This window comes from Pseudomonas asuensis (genome assembly GCF_014646755.1).
Classification (GTDB): domain Bacteria; phylum Pseudomonadota; class Gammaproteobacteria; order Pseudomonadales; family Pseudomonadaceae; genus Chryseomonas; species Chryseomonas asuensis.
Map to the genome: position 1 here is coordinate 83039 of NZ_BMNW01000004.1, position 21190 is coordinate 104228.

The 21190-nt window shown below is 56.9% G+C and carries 19 protein-coding genes; 7 read left to right on the forward strand and 12 right to left on the reverse strand.

Annotated elements, in window-relative coordinates; all coding sequences use genetic code 11:
* Nucleotides 1–54: 54 nt before the first annotated feature.
* From IEX86_RS09830 to gabP, 9 genes are all read right to left on the reverse strand, one after another.
* The gene (locus tag IEX86_RS09830) at nt 55–1095 is read right to left on the reverse strand and encodes a threonine aldolase family protein (RefSeq protein ID WP_188865954.1); all 1041 of its coding nucleotides are present in this window, start codon (nt 1093–1095) and stop codon (nt 55–57) included.
* 71 nt (nt 1096–1166) lie between these two features.
* Nucleotides 1167–2975, reverse strand: coding sequence for an aminopeptidase P family protein (locus IEX86_RS09835; protein ID WP_188865955.1), 1809 nt, complete (start codon nt 2973–2975; stop codon nt 1167–1169).
* A 308-nt stretch (nt 2976–3283) separates the two neighbouring features.
* On the reverse strand, nt 3284–3472 hold the full coding sequence (locus tag IEX86_RS09840) for a hypothetical protein (protein WP_188865956.1): 189 nt from the start codon (nt 3470–3472) through the stop codon (nt 3284–3286).
* Nucleotides 3473–3594: 122 nt separating this feature from the next.
* Nucleotides 3595–4533, reverse strand: a complete 939-nt coding sequence (locus tag IEX86_RS09845; RefSeq protein ID WP_188865957.1) for a LysR family transcriptional regulator — start codon at nt 4531–4533, stop codon at nt 3595–3597.
* A 242-nt stretch (nt 4534–4775) separates the two neighbouring features.
* Nucleotides 4776–7826, reverse strand: coding sequence for an efflux RND transporter permease subunit (locus IEX86_RS09850; RefSeq protein ID WP_188865958.1), 3051 nt, complete (start codon nt 7824–7826; stop codon nt 4776–4778).
* A complete protein-coding gene (locus IEX86_RS09855) occupies nt 7826–8899 on the reverse strand; it encodes an efflux RND transporter periplasmic adaptor subunit (protein ID WP_188865959.1) in 1074 nt (357 codons plus the stop codon). Before IEX86_RS09855 ends, IEX86_RS09850 begins: the two co-directional genes overlap by 1 nt.
* On the reverse strand, nt 8896–10074 hold the full coding sequence (locus tag IEX86_RS09860) for an efflux RND transporter periplasmic adaptor subunit (RefSeq protein WP_188865960.1): 1179 nt from the start codon (nt 10072–10074) through the stop codon (nt 8896–8898). Before IEX86_RS09860 ends, IEX86_RS09855 begins: the two co-directional genes overlap by 4 nt.
* A gap of 319 nt (nt 10075–10393) precedes the next feature.
* Nucleotides 10394–10609 carry a DUF1127 domain-containing protein gene (locus IEX86_RS09865; RefSeq protein WP_188865961.1) on the reverse strand — a complete coding sequence of 72 codons (216 nt, stop codon included), beginning with the start codon at nt 10607–10609 and terminating at the stop codon, nt 10394–10396.
* Nucleotides 10610–11115: 506 nt separating this feature from the next.
* Entirely contained in the window at nt 11116–12528 is a 1413-nt protein-coding gene (gene gabP, locus IEX86_RS09870) for a GABA permease (protein ID WP_188865962.1), read from the reverse strand.
* A gap of 244 nt (nt 12529–12772) precedes the next feature.
* Between gabP and IEX86_RS09875 the strand changes: the two genes are divergently transcribed.
* Nucleotides 12773–13543, forward strand: coding sequence for a phytanoyl-CoA dioxygenase family protein (locus IEX86_RS09875; RefSeq protein ID WP_188865963.1), 771 nt, complete (start codon nt 12773–12775; stop codon nt 13541–13543).
* Nucleotides 13544–13906: 363 nt separating this feature from the next.
* Nucleotides 13907–14401 carry an LEA/WHy family protein gene (locus tag IEX86_RS09880; protein ID WP_188865964.1) on the forward strand — a complete coding sequence of 165 codons (495 nt, stop codon included), beginning with the start codon at nt 13907–13909 and terminating at the stop codon, nt 14399–14401.
* Nucleotides 14402–14479: 78 nt separating this feature from the next.
* On the opposite strand, the gene IEX86_RS09885 is transcribed toward IEX86_RS09880, so the two are convergent.
* Nucleotides 14480–15397 carry an AraC family transcriptional regulator gene (locus IEX86_RS09885; protein WP_188866331.1) on the reverse strand — a complete coding sequence of 306 codons (918 nt, stop codon included), beginning with the start codon at nt 15395–15397 and terminating at the stop codon, nt 14480–14482.
* Nucleotides 15398–15657: 260 nt separating this feature from the next.
* Between IEX86_RS09885 and IEX86_RS09890 the strand changes: the two genes are divergently transcribed.
* Together IEX86_RS09890 and IEX86_RS09895 are read left to right on the forward strand one after the other, a co-directional pair.
* Nucleotides 15658–16725 carry an NAD(P)-dependent alcohol dehydrogenase gene (locus tag IEX86_RS09890; protein WP_188865965.1) on the forward strand — a complete coding sequence of 356 codons (1068 nt, stop codon included), beginning with the start codon at nt 15658–15660 and terminating at the stop codon, nt 16723–16725.
* A 130-nt stretch (nt 16726–16855) separates the two neighbouring features.
* Entirely contained in the window at nt 16856–17695 is an 840-nt protein-coding gene (locus tag IEX86_RS09895; RefSeq protein ID WP_188865966.1) for a DMT family transporter, read from the forward strand.
* 202 nt (nt 17696–17897) lie between these two features.
* Here IEX86_RS09895 and IEX86_RS09900 read toward each other — a convergent pair whose 3' ends face one another.
* Entirely contained in the window at nt 17898–18377 is a 480-nt protein-coding gene (locus tag IEX86_RS09900; protein ID WP_188865967.1) for a GNAT family N-acetyltransferase, read from the reverse strand.
* 188 nt (nt 18378–18565) lie between these two features.
* On the opposite strand from IEX86_RS09900, the gene IEX86_RS09905 reads away from it, so the two are divergent.
* From IEX86_RS09905 to IEX86_RS09915, 3 genes are all read left to right on the forward strand, one after another.
* Nucleotides 18566–19105 carry an invasion associated locus B family protein gene (locus IEX86_RS09905; protein WP_188865968.1) on the forward strand — a complete coding sequence of 180 codons (540 nt, stop codon included), beginning with the start codon at nt 18566–18568 and terminating at the stop codon, nt 19103–19105.
* Between the two features lie 92 nt (nt 19106–19197).
* Nucleotides 19198–19821 carry a YdcF family protein gene (locus tag IEX86_RS09910; protein WP_188865969.1) on the forward strand — a complete coding sequence of 208 codons (624 nt, stop codon included), beginning with the start codon at nt 19198–19200 and terminating at the stop codon, nt 19819–19821.
* Nucleotides 19822–19892: 71 nt separating this feature from the next.
* Nucleotides 19893–20234, forward strand: a complete 342-nt coding sequence (locus tag IEX86_RS09915) for a zinc ribbon domain-containing protein YjdM (RefSeq protein WP_188865970.1) — start codon at nt 19893–19895, stop codon at nt 20232–20234.
* A 58-nt stretch (nt 20235–20292) separates the two neighbouring features.
* On the opposite strand, the gene IEX86_RS09920 is transcribed toward IEX86_RS09915, so the two are convergent.
* The gene (locus IEX86_RS09920; protein WP_188866332.1) at nt 20293–20991 is read right to left on the reverse strand and encodes a hypothetical protein; all 699 of its coding nucleotides are present in this window, start codon (nt 20989–20991) and stop codon (nt 20293–20295) included.
* Nucleotides 20992–21190 lie beyond the last annotated feature (199 nt).

Genomic DNA, 21190 nt, shown 5'->3' on the forward strand with positions numbered 1-21190 from the left:
GGACAAAAATACCGTGCAGGATCGCTGCACGGTATTTTTGCCAGTACGGTCCGATCAGGCCTGCATGGCGTCGCGGATATCCCGAGCCAGCTCACGTATGCGCGACTCCTGAGTGTCCCAGGAGCACATGAAACGAGCGCCACCGCTACCAATAAAGGTATAGAAGCGCCAGCCGCGAGCACGCAGGCGATCCAGTGCGGTCTCGGAGAGTTGCAGGAATACCGAGTTGGCCTGTACCGGGAACATCAGGCTCAGGCCTGGAACATCCTTTACCAGATCAGCCAGGAGCTGGGCGCAATGGTTGGCGTGTTCGGCATAACGCAGCCAGGCATTGTTTTCGAGGATGCCCACCCACGGCGCGGAGAGAAAACGCATCTTCGAGGCCAGCTGGCCAGCCTGCTTGCAGCGATACTCAAAGTCTTCGGCCAAGTCACGGTTGAAGAACAGGATCGCCTCGCCCACCGCCATGCCGTTCTTGGTGCCACCAAAGCAGAGTACGTCAACGCCGGCTTTCCACGTCACTTCGGCCGGTGTGCAACCAAGACCGGCAACTGCATTGGAAAAGCGCGAGCCGTCCATATGCAGGCGCAGCCCAAGATCGCGGCAGGTATCGGCTACTGCATTCAGCTCGTCGAGACTATAAAGCGTGCCGACTTCCGTGACCTGGGTAATGCTGACCGCTCGGGGCTTGGGAAAATGAATATCCTTGCGCTTGGTGGCAATCTGGCGAATGGCATCAGGCGTCAGCTTGCCCTGGGTGGTCGGGGCCAACAGGAGTTTGGAGCCATTGGAGAAGAACTCCGGCGCACCACACTCGTCCGTCTCTACGTGGGCCGTCTCGGCGCAGATCACACTGTGGTAGGACTGGCACAGCGCAGCCAGCGCCAGGGAGTTGGCGGCAGTACCGTTGAAGGCAAAGAAGACTTCGCAATCGGTTTCGAACAATTCGCGGAAATGATCCGCCGCACGGGCCGTCCAGGCATCGTTGCCATAGGCGGTATCGTGCCCGTGATTGGCTTCAGCCATGGCCGCCCAGGCTTCCGGACAGATTCCTGAGTAGTTGTCGCTGGCGAATTGCTGACTATGGTCGTTCATGGGTATTCCTTGAGAGCCCGCCATGAATGCCTGCTTGTGACTGGCGTTCATGGCGGTTAATAAACGGGCGCTTATAGCGGCCGGGTTCGAGTTTCCAACCAGTCGCGCGCCGTACCGCTAACCAGCGGAAGGACACGCTCACGCACCTCGGCGTGGTAGGCGTTCAGCCAGGCGATTTCATCCTCGCGCATAAGCGTACGGTCGATGCAGCGTGTATCGATCGGGCACAACGTCAAGGTTTCGAAATGCATGAACTGGCCGAACTCGGTTTCAGGCTCGGCCACGTTGAGCAGGAGGTTCTCAATGCGCACCCCCCACTTGCCGGGCCGGTAGATACCGGGTTCGTTAGACGTGATCATACCTTCCCGCATGGCACTATTGGGGGTTGGTTGGCCATAGAACGTGATGGATTGCGGCCCCTCGTGCACGTTGAGGAAATACCCCACGCCATGTCCGGTGCCGTGACCATAGTCGATACTGGCCTCCCAGATTGGCGCACGGGCAATGGCATCCAGCATCTGCGAGGCGATCCCGGCCGGGAAGCGCGCCCTGGACAAGGCGATCATACCTTTGAGCACGTGCGTGAAGTCGCGCTTCTGTTCGGCGCTGGGCGTACCGATAGGAACTACGCGGGTAATGTCTGTCGTACCGCCCAAGTACTGACCGCCGGAGTCGATCAGCAACAGGCCGTCACCCTCAATAACCGAATGTGCCTCTTCCGTTGCGTGATAGTGAGGTAGCGCGCCCCCAGCGTTATAGCCCGCAATAGTGGAAAAGCTTAGGGACACGAAATTGGGGCGACGCGCTCGGGCAGCCGTCAGCCACTCGTCCACCGTCAGCTCGGTTACTCGCTCCCCGGCCTCAAGCGCCGCCTCGAATTGAGCGAAGAATTCGCACAGGGCCGCGCCATCCTGCTCCATAGCCTCACGCACATGCTGCGCTTCAGCAGCTGTCTTGCGCGACTTGAACAGTGTCGACGGGTTGATCGTCTCGATGCGCTTGACGCTCGAAGGCACTCCTTCGACCAGGCCAAAGGTGACACGCGCCGGATCGACCAATAGTGTTGCCCCTGCAGGCAGTGCAGCCAGCGCACCGTGAGCCTCTTCATAGGCGGCCAACTGGATACCGCCTTCATTCAAGGTGCGCTCAAGGGCGGCCGGGACTTTGCCCGCGCCTACGAATAGACGCACCTGCCCTGGCCCGATCAACGCATGGGCCAGGAAGACCGGGTTATAGGGCACGTCGGCACCGCGCAGGTTGAATAGCCAGGCGATATCGTCCAGGCTGGAAATGAAATGCCAGTCAGCCCCTTGCTCGGCCATGGCCTTGCGTACCTGCTCCAGTTTTTCGCTCCGGGAAACGGGAGCATACGGAGCCTCATGGGCATAAATAGGCGCTGCAGGCAGCGCTGGCCGCCCTGGCCAGATACGGTCAATCAAATCGATATTAGTACGTAGTGAAATGTTCTTGCCAGCAAAGGCTTTGCGTAACGTCTCGGCCGCACCCAAGGACAGCACGGCACCATCCACTGCGACTGTTCCATCAGTCGGTACTTGCTCGGCCATCCAGTCAATGTGCGCCTGCATACTGCCGGCAACCAGCTTCATCAATTCAACGCCCGAGCCTGCCAATTCAGCCTCGGCCTGCTCCCAGTAACGGCTATCTGTCCAAAGGCCGGCAAAATCCCTGGCCACAATCAGCGTACCGGCGGAGCCAGTAAAGCCCGACAGCCATGACCGCCCCTGCCACCGCTCGGGCAGGTATTCCGACAGGTGCGGATCGGCAGATGGAATCAGGCAGGCATCGACGCCTTCCTCATGCATGACCTGACGCAATGCAGCCAGACGATCGGGAATGGAAACGAGGTCTTGATGGGACATGTACTCTCCGGTGTGCAAAGGGTGCTGTTGAGGCAGTCCTGCCATAAATACCGCAGATACAAAAAAGCCGCATCAAGGGATGCGGCTAAAAGATGAAAAACCAAAGGAGCAGAATGGTTTTTCCTTGAGGGCCTGCACTATCGACAAGCACCTATCACTACGCCTGAAGGCAATGGAAATGCACATCCTCACAGGGTGAGCATGATCCATAAGGGGGGAAACTTCTGACAATAGTGAAAAGCGCTCAGAAAAGGCGAACAGACCCTGAAGACGACGTTTGGTGCGGCAGACGCCTGGACCAAACGGGGTTAACGCTGGGAAACCTGCCGATCATGCTGGGCTTTCTGAGTCTGTTGAGCCTGCTGAAAGCGCTCCATGACAGCGTGATTTTGATTAACGAGCTTGTAGTTCTGCTCGTAGGAATCACGAGCAAAGCTCACCTGGGTGAAAGCAACAGCGGATACAGCAAGAATCGAGGCAGTAAACAAACGTAACATGATGAACTCCTGATACCCTTCGATTGGGTTCATCACTAGGATAACGCGTAACAATGATTGAAAAATATCGCCTGGGTACATAGAGATTTACCAATTGCGCAAGTATTCCAGGCGAGGCAGGCTCAGATGGCCCAGTAGGAATGCATGGCTACCACGTCATCGTCATGACTAAAGCGTCTGGGCAGTTCCTCCTTCAGGATGTCCACCCATGCCTTGATCTTGGCATCCAGAAACCGCCGGGAGGGATACAGCGCATACACGCTCCGCTCGCGAAGACGGTACTCCGGCAATACGCGTACCAGCCCCCCTTCCCGTAAGGCCGGCGCTGCAATAAAACTAGGGAGCAGGCACAGCCCCAAGCCTGCCTTGGCCGTGTTGGCCAGCGCATCCGCTACATTCACCTGATAGATCGAGCGCGGCCTGATCGATGTTTCCTCACCCGCTTTGGTAAATACCCACTCCTCAGGAAAGGTCGGGTCCTGAAGCAGCAGGCACGTATGCTCATTCAGATCACGCGGATGATGGGGCGTGCCCCACTTGGCCAGGTAATCGGGCGAGGCGCAGACAACGCTGTAGACCTCGCCAAGCCGCTGGGCGACCAGTTCGGAATCAGGCAAATTTCGATCCATGGTAATGGCTACGTCGTAGCCTTCTTCAATCAGGTCAGGTCGATTCTGGGATAGCGTGAAATCCAGCGTGACATCGGGATAGCGCTCAGCATAGAGCGCCGCCAGAGGCGCCAGATGCTCGGTACCCAACCCGGTCAGGGAGTGAACCCGCAAGCGACCGGAGGGCTTCAGATGCGCACCGCTGGCTTCTGCTTCGGCCTCAGCCACTGAGTCAAGAATTCCGCGACAGCGTTCCAGGTAACGCTCCCCCGCCTCTGTCAGTGCCAGCCGCCGGGTAGTCCGGTGCAACAAACGTGTTTGCAGATGCGTTTCCAGATCAGAGATCACACGGGAAACCTGCGCCGTCGATAACTCCAGCAAGGCCGCAGCGGCCGTAAAACTGCCCGCGTCGACCACCCGGGTGAAAATCCGCATACCTTGTAACGTATCCATTATTGTTGCCTGCTCCGTAACGCTGTTTCGCTTGGCAGCCTATTTATTTCCAGATGTTACGCTTTTATTCTCTGCCATGTGAGCTGCAGTATTGCTGGTGCTCTTCTCGTTAGCCCTGACGAGAGTCGCTTTTGCACCGGCTTCTCCCTCCCGCACCCTGCTGCAGCTCCAGAGATAGCTCCTTGTGGCATGCTGGAACCGCCCACCCCCTCCGGGGCGGTTCAGCTGCCGTTTTTCCTTTCTTATTGCGCCTTGTTTGGTTCGCGAATGCGATACCAGGTGACGTATAGCGCTGGCAGGAATAACAGCGTGAGCAGGGTTGCCGCCACAATGCCGCCGATCATTGCATAGGCCATGGGCCCCCAGAATACTTCCCGGGCAATAGGAATCATGCCAAGACTGGCTGCGGCTGCAGTCAGCAGGATCGGTCGACGTCGATGGTTAGTCGCCTCGATAACCGCCTCCCAAGGATGGCGTCCGTCCTGTTCGAACTCATCGATCTGGGTTACCAAAATCACTGAATTACGAATAATGATGCCGATCAGCGCCAGCACCCCAAGAATGGCCACAAACCCCAGCGGGGTTCCCGTAGGCACCAGTGCCAGTACGACCCCAATCAACCCTAGTGGGGCGACACTGGCCACCAGAAACATCTTCTGGACGCTTTGGAGCTGGATCATCAGGAACGTGGCCATGAGAAACAGCATGAGCGGGATCACGCTTGCAATCGGCTTTTGCGCCTTGCCGCTTTCTTCCACGGTGCCGCCTATGTTGACGTGGTAGTTGAGCGGCAGGTTGCTCTGGAATTCATCAACTTTAGGCTGAAGGGCCTTGATCAGATCCGGTGCCTGGATGGCGCCCTCAATCGTGGCTTTCAGCGTAATGGTCGGTTGTCGGTTGCGCCGCCATACCAGGGGCTGCTCCATCTCGTAGCCTACTGTGGCAAAGGACTTGAGCGGAATCGATGTACCTGAAGGGGTCACGATCTGCAGGTTTTCTACGGTCTCGATAGAGCTGCGTTCGGCATCCTCGGAGCGCCCCACCACATTGACGAGATAGATGCTGTCACGCACTTGGGTGATCGGTGTACCGCTCACCACACTGTTCATGATCTGCGCTACGTCCTGGGAGGACAGCCCCAACTGTCGGGCGCGGTCCTGGTTCACATCGATCCTCAGCACGCGTCCGGGCTCGTTCCAGTCGAAAAGGATGTCACTGATATGCGGATCGGCACTGATGGTACTGGCCAGCGCCAGTGCCTGCTTGCGTACCTCGGAAATGCTCGGACCACTAACGCGGTATTGGATCGGTCGCCCTACCGGCGGCCCCATTTCCAAGGGCTGCACATACCCATCAAGCCCGACGAATTCGTTCTTGAGCCGCTCCTTGAGTTTAGGAATCAGCCGGTTGCGTGCGTCCAGGTCTTTGCTGACGATAACGACCTGCCCATAGAACGGGTTGTTGAGCTGCTGGTCCAGCGGCAGGTAGAAGCGCACCGCGCCCTGCCCTACATAGGAGCTCCAACGGGCAATATCCGGATCACCCTTGAGCGAGGCCTCGAAGCGATCCATCTGCGCACGGGTTTCCAGCACGGAGCTGTTTTGCGGCAGATTCAGGTCAACCAGAATCTCGGGACGATCCGAAGAGGGGAAAAACTGATTCTGAACAAAACGCATGCAAAATAGCGATGCAGCAAAGAGCAGCACGGTCAGAATGATTGTTATCCAGCGGTGCCGCATGGCCCACACCAGCGAACCCTGCGACCAGCGGGCCAATCGGCCCGGCGCCTTTTGCTTTTTGTGCTTGAGCGATTTGGGTAGCAGATGCACACCCATGACCGGTGAAAACAGCACGGCCACGAGCCAGGACAGGATCAGCGCCACAGCAATCACCGCAAACAACGTAAAGGTGTACTGCCCAGCCGTACTTTTGTTAAGACCGATAGGTACGAACCCCGCTACGGTAACCAGCGTGCCGGTCAGCATTGGGAAGGCTGTATGGTCATAGGCGTAGGTAGCCGCCTTGTGCAGCGAGTCGCCCTCCTCCAGTCGGGTCACCATCATTTCAACGGTGATCATGGCGTCGTCCACCAGAAGTCCCAGGGCAATGATTAGTGCCCCGAGGGAGATCCGCTGCATGGTAATCCCGCTGTATTCCATGAAGAGAAATACCATGGCGAGCACAAGGGGAATCGAGCACGCCACGACGAGTCCAGCACGTAACCCAAGGCTGATAAAACTCACTACCAGCACGATGATGACCGCTTCGAACAGGGCATGGGTAAAGCTGCTGGAGGCCTTTTCCACTACCTCTGCCTGGTTGGACACCTGATGCACGCCCACACCAACCGGTAACTCGCCAATAATTGCGTTCATCCGCTCGGACAGGGCCGCGCCAAAGGTCTGCACGTTGCCGCCTTTGCGCATGGCAATGGCCAGCCCCAGGGCCGGTTCACCGTTAAAACGAAATAAAGACGTGGGTGGGTCAGCGTAATCACGGTGGATGGTGGCCAGATCGGCCAGACGGTAGAAGCGATCATTGATTCGGAGATTGACTGCTTCAAGGTCTTTTTCAGACTTGAACTCACCGGAAGTGCGCACCGAGACACGCTCGGGACCCGCCTCGATCACCCCCGAAGGCGTCACAGTGTTCTGTGCCTGCAGGCTTTGCATGATCTGCCGCTGGTCCAAGCCCAACGCAGCCAGCTTGCGGGTCGAGAAGTCAAGATAGATGACCTCGTTCTGCGCACCCATGAGTTCGACCTTGCCCAGATCGGGTACCGCACGGATATCCAGGCGTACCTGCTCTACATAGTCTCGCAGTTGCCGGTACGAGATGCCGTCTCCAGTGAAGGCATAAATACTACCGAATACATCGCCAAACTCATCGTTGAAGGCCGGTCCCTGTATCCCTTGCGGAAACTGCCCCTGAATATCAGAAACCTTCTTGCGTACCTGATACCAAATGTTAGGAATTTCCTTGTCGCTGGTGGTATCGCGCAGGTACACAAATACCGTGCTCAGCCCCGGCCGGGTAAAGCTTTTGGTGTAATCCAGAGAATCCAGCTCTTCGAGCTTTTTCTCGATCCGGTCAGTCACCTGCTCCAGGGTTTCCTGAGTCGTCGCACCCGGCCATTGGGTCTGTATCACCATGGTTTTGATGGTGAAGGAAGGGTCCTCTTCGCGGCCAAGGTTGAAGTAGGAGTAGGTGCCCATCAGCAGCGCGACGAACATGATGTACCAGATAAAAGACTGGTGACGCAGCGCCCAGTCAGAAAGATTGAGGGATTTCATCAGCGCTGTTCCACATCCATTTTCACGTCTTGTCCGGGTTTAAGGCTATGTACGCCGGCCGTTACAACCCGCTCGCCTGCCTTCAGTCCACTGTCGACCGTAATCGTCCGCTCCTCTCGAGCCAGCACATGCACTTCGCGCAGCGACACTCTCCGGGACTCAGGGTCGACAATCCAGACGGATGTCTTTCCGCCCTCATCAAGAAGTGCGCTGGCCGGCAATTCGGTAAGCTCCCGGGGCGTGTCGTTGGTCAGCGCCACGGTTACCAGCGAGCCTAACCTGAACGCCGGGGGTAGCGTTCCCAGGGTGAGCCGTACCCGCCGCGTCCGCGTCATCGCATCAGCTTGGGGCGCCAATTCACGAATGTGGCCAGTGGTGGAAACCGAGGGGTCCAACTGCGAGGTGACTGTAAAGGTCGTATCGGCAGGTAACGTTTCCGCCAACCCTGCCGGTACGTCGACAACCGCCTCCTTGACTTCAGGGCGCGCCAGGGTAACAACCTGCTCGCCGGGAGATACGACCTGCCCGGTCTCGGCATGCCAGGCCGTGATTACACCATCGAAGTCGGTATACAACTCGCTGTAGGAGAGCTGGTTATGCGACTGATCCCGGGCAGCTTGCGCACGGTCACGTGCTGCGCGTGCCGTATGCAGCTGGGCCATGACCTGATCAAGCTGCGCCTTGGAGCCGACACCCTTGGCATACAGGGCCTGCTGCCGTCTGGCATTTGCTTCGGCATCCATCCATTGGGCCTGAGCCTGAGCCAGATCGCCCTCGCTGCTGCGGTAGGCATTCTGCTGATCCGTGGGGTCCAGGGCGGCTAGCAAGGTCCCTTTTTTCACAAGGTCTCCCACATCGGCCTTCCGCTGAGCGATACGGCCGCCTACGCGGAAACTCAAGGTTGATTCATACCGGGCCTGAATATGGCCGGTAAATGCACCCAGCGAGCGAACCTGCTGAGGTTTAGCCTCAACAAATAGCACGGGACGCACCGGAGGCGGCGGCTCCTGCTTGTCAGAGCACGCTGCCAATAGCGTTACAAGCCCTAACAGGAGAAAGCGTACCCTGCTCATGATGACGCCCCCTGTTGCCCTTTGGCCTTATCGGCGGGATTGATAGCAGCGGGCTGGATGGGCGGCGCATGGTCCGTCACTTCAACGACCTCAACCTTGAGCCCGTCATAAAGCAATTGGCCACCTGCCGTTACCACGCGATCAGCAGGTGCCAACCCCTCATCGATCATCACTTGGCCAGTGATATACCGGGCAACCCTTACCGGCTTGAGCCGAGCGCGATTGTCGGTATCCAGTACCCACACGGCTGGCTTTTCTACGGTGCCATTGAGCGCTGTCCAAGGCAGCACGACCTGTCGCTTCTCCGGCGTCCCGAGTGACGCTGTGACGGTAGCGCCCAAAGCCATCTGCGGTAGGGCCTTGTCGAGCAGAACCTTCACACGCACAGTGCCGCTCTGCTGGGAAATGACCGGTGAAACCTCCCGCACATGCCCTGTGGTGCGGACTGCGGGATCATGGAGGAGTGCAACCTCGATAGGCCGGTCGCCTGGGTCATGAGCCAGCAATGACTCCTGTACATTGAAGACCGCATCACGGTCGCCCTCCTGCGCCAGGGTAAAGATTGGCATGGACGCCTGAACAACCTGTCCTACCTCGGCCTGCCGCTCCGTAATCACACCGCTGGCAGCCGATACCAGATTCGCGTAGCTGAGTTGCTTGCGAGCATCGTCCAGCTGGGCACGCGCGGCACTCAAGGCGCTCTCTGCGCCCTTCAATGCAGCCTGGGCCTCATCATATTGACTCTGGGTGGTGTACCCCTTGGGCATCAATGCTTTTTGTCGCTCGAACTGCACACGGGCAAGGTTTGCCCTGGACTGTAGAGAAAATACCTGTGCCTCAGCTGCCGCTACGTTGTTACGTTGGTCCTGAGGGTCGAGCCGAGCGAGAACCTGCCCTTGCTTGACGTGATCACCTACATCAACCAAACGCTCGTTGATCTTGCCGCTGATGCGAAAGGATAAGGTTGTCTGGATGCGCGCCTGCACATCGCCGGTCAGGGTAGTGGTAGTCGCTACATCTTCCAGGGCAACACGCTGGACTTTTACATGAGGCGGTTGGGGTGTTGGTTGTAAATCGTCCGAGCAGCCTGCCATACCGGCCAGACTCACCCCTAACAGAAACACCGCGGCAGTGCGCCGAAACAGGGGTCTAGCGCGCCGCGAAAAGAAAAGCATTGCCAATTAACCTCCCTCACATTCCATATGCATGCCAGCAGTCGACGTGGCGATTTACCCGCGAGTCGTCCATCAAGGTCTGCTGCGCAGGGGTTGTTCTGGTTATAGGCGACTGACTTTAAGCCTCAGGCAAGGTTCCGGCAATTCAATAGAAGCCCTGGCGCAGCATTAAAAAATGCGGGCACAGAAAACCCGGCGAAGCAAAGGGCCGGTTAAAGGAAGGAAAGAGAGGAGAAACGCGGGAGGGATGTCATGGGAGCCGCTATCGATGACGGCTCCCGACAGGTCTTGCCGGTTACAGTGTGCGTAACCGTAACACTTAACGCCAGAACGGCTTTTGCAGTTCTTCGTAACGCTGGGCCTCAGTGATACCAGCGTCAGCCAGCATACGGGCATCCAGACGGGCCAGCTCGTTACGGCTGACGATGCGGCGATGCCAAACAGACAGTGTTGTCAGGGCGCGCAATACCAGCGAAGTGCTGGATGTAGAGACGTTTGTAGCACTGAACGAGTCGGAACGTAGGGTCTGTTCCATGATGCTTTCCTTCCTGCTTATGGCAGGTAACTAACTATTTAAGATGCGCACATTGTCGTGCCGCGGAAGTGTTACCGCCATAAACAGCCAGGAAGAATTGTGCAGGATCAGATATGAAAAAATCGAAACTGTTATGGTCCAAATTGGGTCAATCTGTAACGCAATGCACCATTAGCGGGCATATTCACGTTACCGATAGAAACAAGGCCTGCTTTTTCATAACAGCATGGCGTGTTTAACGCCGAGAGATAATCCTTTTTTACCCAAGCGCCACAGAAATGTCTACCTTTTTGACGCTTCGGCACAGAAAAAAGCCCTGAAACGGTGCGCCTGTATCCTCAAAGGGCAGCTTCTCGCATGAGTCGAAACAGCGGAGCAAATGGGGCCGAACGCTATAGGTGAAAAGAGGTGTACTGGCTGTACACCAAAAGGTACAGCCACCGTTAAAGGGGGGGTCCCTGAAGGAGAAAGGCCGGTAACAACGCCTCGTTACCGGCCCTAAGCGATCAATGACCTTGCGAGGCCGTTACCAGAGCGGCGTTGTTACGATCTTTGGCACCTAGCCAGGAACCAATGGCCACTACAACCAGCGCCAGCAGGCCGGTCGCCAAGATTTCCATGCGGTGCGCCTCTGTCATCAGCATGATACCCAACGCCATGATGATGAAGCCGATCACCAGCCAGGTCAGCCAGGGGAACAGCCACATACGACACTCGATGGGCTGGCCCCGCTCATTCAGCTTGCGACGCATCCGTAGCTGCGACACGGCAATCACGAGATAGACCAGCAGGGCTACTGCCCCGGATGTTGCCAGCAGGAAGCTAAATACGGCTTCCGGCATGGTGAAGTTGGCAATTGTCGTGGCAAAGCCTACGGCCGTGCTGGCCAATACAGCGGCACGCGGTACACCGCCAGCAGCGGTCCGGCCAAAGGCGGCAGGTGCATCGCCACGGCGGCTCAAGGAAAACAACATACGCGAGGCGGTATAAAGTGCAGAGTTCAGGCAACTGGCGACGGCAACCAACACGACCAGATCAACGATCAACTTGGCATGGGGAATGGACAAGACTTCCAAGGCACGCTGGTATGAGCCTACTACCGGAAGCTGGGCGTCCTGCCACGGCACGATGGAAATCACCAGGAAGATAGAGACGATATAGAACAGACCAATACGCCAGATAACCGAGTTGGTCGCCCTGCCGATCTGCTTCGAAGGATTTTTCGACTCAGCAGCAGCAATAGTGACAATCTCAGTGCCCATGAAGCTGAACATAGTGGTCAGCAGCGCCCCGATAACCGCGTTGAAGCCGTTGGGCATAAAGCCGCCATTGGCCGCCATCAACGTACCCAGGCCGCTAACCTCGCGCCCTGGTAATGCACCAACCATGGCCACGGCTCCCAGCACGATAAAGGCGATGATCGCAATGACCTTTAGCAGCGCGAACCAGAACTCGAACTCGCCATATTTGGCCACACTAAACAGGTTGGTTACTGTCAGGAGCGCTGTAATAGCCAAGGCGAATTGCCAGGTGGCAATGGCTGGAAACCAGGCATTCAGGATGGCTGCAGCCGCAACCGCTTCCAGCGGAATCACCAGCACCCAGAACCACCAATACAGCCAACCGATGGTAAAGCCCGCCCAGCGGCCAATGGCCTGATGGGCATAGGATGAAAAGGAGCCGGTGTCTGGCGAAGCCACGGCCATTTCGCCAAGCATTCGCATCACCAGTACGACCAGGGTCCCTGCCAACGCATAGGCCAACAGGACAGCAGGACCTGCCGCCGCAATGGCATGACCTGAACCGACGAACAGGCCGGCCCCGATAACACCGGCAATGGAAAGCATGGTGACGTGACGCGGTTTCAGTGACGGAGAAAGGGAGGTTCCATCTGAAGAAGGGTGAGTCTTTATTGTCATAATAATGCCTGTCACTTGCTGAAATGATTTAGCGCAAGGCTAATTAACCTCGTCATATCAGCGATACTCCAGGGGCTTTTCAACCATAGAAGCGACATTTCACCTACGCTAACGCGGAATCTGTCACAAAAATGTCGCATCTATGACTTATTCAACGTGACTGCGACGTTATGAATCATTGCATTTAGGTGCAACCCGATTTTCCTAGCAGGTTCTAACAGATAAATCCTTACGAAACGCCATCATGAGCCAGACTGCTTCTGCCATCAGCGTGACGAGGCATCGCTTGCAGGCCCTGCATGACCAGGGCTTCGTATTGCTACGCGGCGTGCTCAGCCCTTCACTGGTCGATGAGGTGCGTGCCGCTATCGACCAGCTAATGCCTATCCACTGGGATTACACCGGGCTGGTCGATCACTATAAATGTGTACTCAACCGTAATCCGATATGGCTGCCTTACCTGGACCTGCCTGGCGTAATCGAACTGGCCGAGGCAGGCATGGGCGAGGATTGCCATGTCATTGGGCAAACAGCCTGGCGCTGCCACCCCGGCTTTATCGGTGCAGACCTTCATGCGGATTATCTGGCAATGGAGCTTCCTTCCTCCTTGCTAGAGGACCCAACGTTTGAGCTACCCATGCAAATCTGCACCGCGCAGCTTTATCTGGATGAGATCACCGAAGACTTGTGCCCTACCCTGGTTATCCCAGGCAGTCATCGCGCGGGACGAAAACCCTTGGAGGGCGAGACGAGCTGGCGAGGCCAACAGGCGCAACCGGTACTCTGTCAACCGGGTGATGTCTTGTTCCTGCGCAGCGAACTCTGGCACGCCGGGAGTCGCAACCGTACCCGCGATCGCACGCGTTACCTCCTTCAGGTCCACTATGGTCGGCGCATGGTGGCTCAGAAGTTTTCACCCTATCTCGACTGGCAGTTCAACCCTGCTGTGCTGGATGCCTGTACGCCCCGGCAGCGGCGCCTGCTGGGCGATCATGAGTCTGCCGAATACGATTGAGTGAGCCGGCCACCCAAAGGGTCCGCTACACGAATCATCAATATGCCTCTGACGGGTATCCCTGCACCCTGGAGCACTGAAGTGCCGTTCGCGGCCTTCTCTTCCCACTGAGTTCTTAACGCCACAGATCACCCATGCGTTCTGGGCTATGAACATCTGATTGGCGCTCGCATGACACAAAAGCTGCGCATGTGTCAGGACAGCCTGCTGGCTGCATTCTGAGCCTACGCGCCTAGAACCCTTGCAGTTGGGTTCGAGGCCGTCTGGTTCACGCTTTTACGGTATCGCTGCAGTAGGCAGGAGTAGAAATAGCGGATGATCGGTCCCACCTCTATATAGATCATCCGCTGACCGGAGCCTTTCATGTTTTTATCTGCCTATCGCTCTTGCTCCCGCCTATTGATCGGCGCCCTGCTTCTCGTAGGGCTTGCAGCCTGTAGCACTCTGGGCCAGCGTGATCCGCTGCGAATTGCCGTAGCTGGTATCGAGCCGCTACCGGGGCAAGGGCTGGAAATGCGTTTCAATGTGAAGCTGCGTGTACAAAATCCGAACGATACAGCTATCGACTACAACGGCCTGGCGCTGGACATGGATATCAACGGCCAGCCGCTGGCCAGTGGTGTCAGCAGCCAGAGTGGCAGCGTGCCCCGCTATGGCGAGACGGTACTGACCGTTCCCGTCACCGTCTCAGCCTTTTCGGCCGTGCGCCAGTTCTGGGGCTTTGCCGAGCATACCCCTACCAAAAGCGTGCCCTATACCATCCACGGCAAGCTGGCCGGAGGCCTCCTGGGAACGGTACGCTTCAAGGACAAAGGTGAGCTGACGCTGCCTGAATCGACAGGGGCTGGCACCTGGTAAGTGGCTCAATGGATTGGCCCCAGACGGCTATTGAACCCCATAGGCGCAAGGGTAACGGTTACATATAAGCAGCATGACTCACGACACCGCTGCTTCGGCAGCTTGATGCTCATGCCGCTCGGCGGCCGGACTATGATCGAAGTAACGCTTGTACTCGCGGCTGAATTGAGAAGCACTCTGGTAGCCAACCTGAAGTGCTACTTGGGCCACATTAAGCCGCTGGGCCACAAGCAGTTGCTGCGCCTTGATCAGACGCAGCCGCTTCAAATACTGCACGGGTGATACCAGCGTGCTGCGCTTGAAATGCTCGTGAAACGCAGAAGTGCTCATGTTCGCGCAGCGCGCCAGCTGATCTACATTCAATGGCTCCGCGTAATGGTGGTGCAGGTAGGTCAGCGAAGCTGCGATCCGGGCAAACTGCCCGCGCTGCTCGACCAATGCCCGCAACGCTCCCCCTTGCGGGCCGCGCAATGCTACAAACAAGACTTCGCGCAGGCGCATTGCACCCAGAATCCGGCGTTCCAGCGGATCATGCAGACACCGCAGCAGCCGCTCTACCGCCTCTCGCATGGCAGTATCGAGCGGGGAAGACACCATGGACTCCGGCGTCTGCACACGGGCCGGCTGAACCTCTTCCGGTCCCATCGCCAGCACCAGCTCACCCAGTACGCTTCGGTCGATGTCAATGGAAACACCCAGCAACGGCACCTCGGGTGTAGCGAACGTCTCGCACTCGAAGGGGACCGGCAGAGCCTGAACCAAATAATGACCGGCTCCATACTCCAATGTCCTTTCACCCAGATACGCCAGCTTGCTGCCTTGGGCAATCACCATAAGGCTGGGCTCGTAGATCTGAGGCGAGCGCGACACATTGCTACGTGCAGTCACGATTCGGACCTGCTCCATAGGCGTTGGTAAAAACCCTTCGCGCGTGGCAAGCGGCTGGATCAGAGAAACCAGGGTGGCATTGGCATCGAGATGGCGGGTCAACTGCATGGAAACGGTACCGGAAGGAGTAACAGGCACGGTCATAATCGCAAAAACAAGGGAGCAATAAGTCTATAACTACCAAATGCTGGAGGAATAGGCATAACGTCAGGAGGAATCGTCATGACCCCCTCTCCATAGTTCCTCACAATAGCCCTATTCCTTTCTCGATGAGTCTGCTGCGGCTCTGTCATCGCCCTACGGCGGTGCGCCTTTGCATTGGCGAAGCGGCAGCCGGACTCCTAACGTTGCTCCTTGTGAGGTTTTGCATGACTAACGCATTCGGCTATGCCGCCCTGTCCCCCACGACGCCTCTCGTTCCCCATTCCTTTGTGCGCCGCTCGCCGCGCAAGGATGATGTGGCTATTGAAATCCTGTACTGCGGCGTGTGCCACTCCGATATCCACCAGGCCCGTAACGAGTGGGGGATTGCTGTTTATCCGCTGATGCCTGGCCACGAAATCGTAGGCAGGGTGACTGCCGTGGGCGCCGATGTCAGCCGCTACAAGGTAGGCGATCTGGTCGGTGTGGGCTGCATGGTGGACTCCTGCCGCCATTGCGAAGCGTGCCAGAAGGATCTTGAGCAGTATTGCCTGGAAGGCCCTACCATGACCTACGCTACCCCGGATCGCGTAGACGGCAGCAACACCATGGGTGGCTACTCCGACAGTATCGTGGTCAGCGATCGTTTCGTTGTGAGCATTCCCGAGAAGCTGGATCTGGCCTCCGCAGCGCCTATCCTGTGCGCGGGTATCACCACCTACTCTCCGCTCAAGCACTACGGTGTAAAGGCGGGCGACAAGGTAGGCGTGCTGGGCATGGGTGGTCTGGGTCACATGGGTATCAAGTTCGCCAAGGCCATGGGCGCGGAAGTCACCGTGTTTACCCGTTCGCTGTCCAAGGTGGACGAGGCCAAGCGTCAGGGCGCGGACCATGTGATCGTTTCTACCGACGAAGCACAGATGAACGCCGCAGCCGGTCGTTTCGACTTCCTGCTTGACACCATCCCGGTGCAGCACGACCTGAATCCTTACCTCGAAACCCTGCGTTTTGACGGTGTGCATATCCTGGTCGGCCTGATTGAACCTATCGAGCCCGCCCTTCATGCCGGCAACCTGGTCATGAAGCGCCGCGTCATTGCTGGCTCGCTCATTGGCGGGATGGCAGAAACCCAGGAAGTGCTGGACTTCTGCGCCGAGCACGGCATCACCTGCGATATCGAAATGCTGGACATCCGCAACATCAACGAAGCCTACGAGCGCATGATCAAGGGTGATGTGAAGTACCGTTTCGTCATTGACATGGCGACGCTGAAAGCGGCACAGGCCCAGGCCTGATACCTAATGCGGGGCGGCTTTGCCGCTCCGCTGCTTTTCCTGTCATGCACTATGACCCAACCCGTTTAATTCCTTTCACAAACGGCAATTCAGCCTACACTCTGGGCACGTCTTCTGATGCAGAACACGCATGCCTACAACAATACGCACATTGAGCTTTACCGCGCTGGCCATGCTGGCCTTTGCAGGTAATTCCCTTCTCTGCCGCCTGGCACTCAAGCACGCTGAAATAGATCCGGCCAGCTTTACAACACTGCGAATTTTCTCGGGCGCGCTGGTGCTGTGGCTTCTACTACGCAAACAGAACGGTACTCCAGCTGGCAACTGGCCTTCGGCGATTTACCTCTTTATCTACGCAGCCGCCTTCTCCTTTGCCTATACACATCTGGAGGCAGGCACAGGCGCACTACTGCTGTTTGGTGCAGTGCAGATCACCATGATCAGCCATGGATTGCTACGGGGCGAACGACTGAACCGCTGGGCAACATCAGGATTGCTCGTGGCTCTGGGAGGGCTGCTGGCGCTACTCCTGCCCGGCGCGACCGCACCCTCGATGATGGGTGCCTTGCTGATGCTGGCCTCTGGAATAGCCTGGGGGTTTTATTCTCTGAAAGGTCGGGGGGTTGCCAGTCCGCTTGCAGCCACTGCGGGTAATTTTCTGCTGGCCTCCGTTCCTGCGCTGCTCATCAGTCTGGCCTCAATTGCCTATAGCCACACGGATCTCATGGGAGTGCTATATGCCGTGTTGTCGGGTGCCGTGACCTCCGGGATCGGATATGCACTTTGGTACACAGCCTTACGGGGACTAGGCTCGTTGCAAGCGGCTACAGTACAGCTCAGCGTGCCGGTGCTGACGGCACTAGCCGGTGCGCTGCTGCTGGGTGAAGCTCTGACACTGCGGCTGCTGCTGACCACCGTAGCAGTACTAGGTGGTATAGCTCTGGTATTGAGCACCCGGCAAAAGGCCTGAATATTACCTATTGGGTGGGAGGTTCGAGGTTAGCCTCCCACCAGTATCGCTTATCAGAGAGGTATCTATACGCCTCGGCTGACGCCATACCTGGATAGCCTAAGCACAGCACGCAACCTGATAGAACCATGGCTTGATAGCGCATTGGAGTACCTCCAGCGCGTAGCGGTGGGTGTAAAACCAACCGCCTCAACGGTGCGCGCTAGCGTGACAACAATGTTTTCCCCATCGAAACCGAACGCACGCCGTACCCCAGTTCCTCATACAAGCGCTGGGCACCTTCATTGAATGCCCAAACAGTGAGGCGCATGTCTACCGCACCCTTCTCCTGCGCCCACTGCTCAGCCAGCGTCATGAGTGTACGACCGATCCCCTCACCACGATGAGAGGCATCCACGCAGATGGACCCAACATGGGCATAACGAATAGGGTTAAAGAATGTGTGGGTCTCGCTGATGAGATAAACACTGACAAACCCAACCAACTCGCCGCCCTCTTCTGCCACAAAAGTTGTGGCATTTGCCGCCCCAATGGAGCGCCGCCAGTTCGTCTCGTCACGCTGGACCTCTTCAGCCGACGCAAAGATCTGCGGCCAGGCCTGATGGTGCATGTCGTTCAATAGATGCCCCAGCCTGGAAATACCAGCGATGTCATCGATTGTCGCTTCGCGGTAATGGGGCATCAGTGGGCCTCACGGTAGATCAATAGGGCAATATAGCTGCAAACCCAGGCCGCCGAGCATCCCCTGACTTTGCCATAAGCTCACCCTGACAGCACGCCGGACTTCATGTGTCGTCATAAGGGCAGCACCAACCGGGTCAAATGACCTATGCTGTAGGCCATCACTCTTCACAACCGCAAGGAAGACACATGAAACAGAACGGCTTTCTCCCGGCGCTGGCCTTTTCGACCATGCTGCTGACGGGAGCCGGCCTGTCCACTACGGTACAGGCACAAACCGCTCCTGGCGATGCGCAGGGCAAGCCTACCGCGACTGAGACCTATGGTGACTGGACCGTGATCTGTCGGAACATCCCTGAAGAAGGCAAGGTCTGCGCCATGTCTCAGGTTATCAACAACAAGGATGGACAGCGCATGTTGGCCATTGAGCTACGTCCTGAGAAAGAGGGTCTTGGCGGCTTCATGGTGTTGCCCTTTGGCGTTGCCGTAACCAAGGGCGTACGTTTGCAGGTAGACGAACAGGATACCCGTACAGTCGACTTCCATACCTGCCTGCCGGTTGGCTGTATTGCTCCGCTGAACTTCGATAACACCCAGCTCAAGGCCCTGCGTAAAGGCAAGGCGCTCAACGTAACGGCAGCTATCGCTACCGGCGGCGAGGCTCATGGCCCGCTGTCACTCAAGGGCTTTACCAAGGCCAACGAGCGCACCCGCGCGCTGATGAAATAAGCCAGTGGCGTTAGAAGGAGATTGCAGGTGCAGTCTCCTTCACTCTCACACGCTTGCCCGGTGTGAGATTGTCGCTCTCGGAAAGCCAAGCCATGAACCCTGACAGCATTACCGCCCTCATCACGCAGCTCTTTGGTGCTGACTCACTAATGCCAGTCGATGCGCTGATCATTATGGGTAGTCCGCATCATATTGATGAGATTGCACAGGCGGCGAACGTGATCATCCAGACGACCAAGCCCAGTGTTGTCATCCCAAGCGGCTATCAGGGCGAAGCTGAGGCTTTGGCCGACGCCTGTATCAAGCACGGTGCTCCTGCTGAGCGTTTCGTACTGGAGCAGTATGCGCGTCACACGGAAGAAAACGTCAGGTACTCACTGGCACTTATAGACAATCTACCTGAGATCCGACACATAGGCTGCGTCTGCAAGAACTACGCAAGCCTCAGATGCCGGCTTACCTTCGAGCGTTACCGCAGTGGACATAAGCACTACGTCTTTACCGTCAACCTGTTCGAAGAAGCGTTAAAAGACTTTCAGCGTAACCCGTTCTTCAAACAAAAACTGATTGGTGAGTTAAAGAAGGTACTCGATTACTCAGCCCGAGGATGGATTGCCTCAATACCGTCCGGCGAGCCTTATACACAAGCCGACATCGAGCAGCTCTATAGAGCGCTACTGACATCAGGAAAAAGTACGTCCAAAGCAACCCACTAACGCCCAAGACCAGCGGCAGGTGGTAAAACCCTATATAATGTCCGGCTTTTAACGCCCACCAAGGAAGTCTAGTGAGCACATTGCCGCCCTGCCCTCAATGCAATTCCGAATTCACCTATGAAGACGGCAGCCAGCTCGTTTGCCCTGAGTGTGGGCATGAATGGTCTGCCACCGAAAGTGCAGAAGCCTCTGATAGCGGTAAGGTGATCAAGGACTCAGTGGGTAACACACTGCAGGATGGCGACACCATCACGGTGATCAAGGACCTGAAGGTCAAGGGCTCGTCCCTCGTCGTGAAGGTTGGCACCAAGGTCAAGAACATCCGCCTAGTTGAAGGCGACCATGATATCGATTGCAAAATCGACGGTATTGGCGCGATGAAACTCAAATCAGAGTTCGTAAGAAAGGTCTAACGCCCCATGTCCATGCGCCCTACAGAGATGTGTAGGGCGCGTGTAAGCCTATGACCTGTTACTGGACTGGCAAGAAATTCATGAACAAGAGCCCTTGCGCATAGCTTACCCCCAGCCGCCGATAGCGCTCATCCAGTACCTCACTGATGAGATCGAGCCGCGCTACGATCTTGCCAAACTCCACTGCAAAGCTCAGGTTGCGCCCATCCTTTGATAGCTGATTGGCCAGCAGCAACCGCTTGCCCTGTAAATCCTTGCGCTGCCCCAGCATCCAAGTAGCTTTTTCGATATTACGCGCCGCGTTATTGATGAATTCGGCGCTGATCGTGTCGGTAATATAGAACTCCATGCGGCCACCGTGAGCTGTAATCAGCATGGTACCGATGGCATAGATGAATGCACCGGCCCGGTCGCCTTGAAACTCGGGACTTAGCGCATAGCTGAGCGCCTGGATATCTCGTAGGCCATTGAGCGAAGGCAGATCGCGGTTCTGTTCGATGGCCGTCTGAATAACCTTTTCAGCCGCCTCGATCGTTGGCTGGCCCGTTTTGCGCCATTCTGCCGGATTACGGCGATAGAGCTTATTCAGCAGGCGGTAGAGGCTGTTGAGGTTGTCACGCATTGCAAGTGTTGCCATGCGGTCTACGTTGGTCTGGAAGAACTCTCCAGCATCAGCCGAATCACTTTTGCTCATGATCTCTGAATGACTGAGCTGTCCACAGCCTGCCAGTGCCAACACCAGAGAGCTCAGCAGCATCGCATTACGAAGACGGCACGCCTGTATACAGCGGACCAGCGTGGCAAGAGAAGGGAAACAGGGAAACACTGAAATCATCGATTTTCGTCAATTACTGCCCGGGCGCTTAGTCCCGCGCAAGGCAGGCCAGTTCAGCCAGACAGTAAAAACGATGTGCTCGCTTAATGCTGTGCGATATGCCTAAAAATGGAGACTGCAG

Excerpts from the sequence above, each read along its gene's own strand:
- IEX86_RS09885 (WP_188866331.1), bottom strand. The coding sequence starts at position 15,397 with ATGCAGTTGACCCGCCATCTCGATGCCAATGCCACCCTGGTTTCTCTG.
- IEX86_RS09880 (WP_188865964.1), top strand. The coding sequence starts at position 13,907 with ATGTTTTTATCTGCCTATCGCTCTTGCTCCCGCCTATTGATCGGCGCC.
- IEX86_RS09865 (WP_188865961.1), bottom strand. The coding sequence starts at position 10,609 with ATGGAACAGACCCTACGTTCCGACTCGTTCAGTGCTACAAACGTCTCT.
- IEX86_RS09860 (WP_188865960.1), bottom strand. The coding sequence starts at position 10,074 with ATGCTTTTCTTTTCGCGGCGCGCTAGACCCCTGTTTCGGCGCACTGCC.
- IEX86_RS09835 (WP_188865955.1), bottom strand. The coding sequence starts at position 2,975 with ATGTCCCATCAAGACCTCGTTTCCATTCCCGATCGTCTGGCTGCATTG.
- IEX86_RS09890 (WP_188865965.1), top strand. The coding sequence starts at position 15,658 with ATGACTAACGCATTCGGCTATGCCGCCCTGTCCCCCACGACGCCTCTC.
- IEX86_RS09895 (WP_188865966.1), top strand. The coding sequence starts at position 16,856 with ATGCCTACAACAATACGCACATTGAGCTTTACCGCGCTGGCCATGCTG.
- gabP (WP_188865962.1), bottom strand. The coding sequence starts at position 12,528 with ATGACAATAAAGACTCACCCTTCTTCAGATGGAACCTCCCTTTCTCCG.
- IEX86_RS09845 (WP_188865957.1), bottom strand. The coding sequence starts at position 4,533 with ATGGATACGTTACAAGGTATGCGGATTTTCACCCGGGTGGTCGACGCG.
- IEX86_RS09900 (WP_188865967.1), bottom strand. The coding sequence starts at position 18,377 with ATGCCCCATTACCGCGAAGCGACAATCGATGACATCGCTGGTATTTCC.
- IEX86_RS09875 (WP_188865963.1), top strand. The coding sequence starts at position 12,773 with ATGAGCCAGACTGCTTCTGCCATCAGCGTGACGAGGCATCGCTTGCAG.
- IEX86_RS09830 (WP_188865954.1), bottom strand. The coding sequence starts at position 1,095 with ATGAACGACCATAGTCAGCAATTCGCCAGCGACAACTACTCAGGAATC.
- IEX86_RS09840 (WP_188865956.1), bottom strand. The coding sequence starts at position 3,472 with ATGTTACGTTTGTTTACTGCCTCGATTCTTGCTGTATCCGCTGTTGCT.
- IEX86_RS09855 (WP_188865959.1), bottom strand. The coding sequence starts at position 8,899 with ATGAGCAGGGTACGCTTTCTCCTGTTAGGGCTTGTAACGCTATTGGCA.
- IEX86_RS09920 (WP_188866332.1), bottom strand. The coding sequence starts at position 20,991 with ATGCTGCTGAGCTCTCTGGTGTTGGCACTGGCAGGCTGTGGACAGCTC.
- IEX86_RS09910 (WP_188865969.1), top strand. The coding sequence starts at position 19,198 with ATGAACCCTGACAGCATTACCGCCCTCATCACGCAGCTCTTTGGTGCT.
- IEX86_RS09905 (WP_188865968.1), top strand. The coding sequence starts at position 18,566 with ATGAAACAGAACGGCTTTCTCCCGGCGCTGGCCTTTTCGACCATGCTG.
- IEX86_RS09850 (WP_188865958.1), bottom strand. The coding sequence starts at position 7,826 with ATGAAATCCCTCAATCTTTCTGACTGGGCGCTGCGTCACCAGTCTTTT.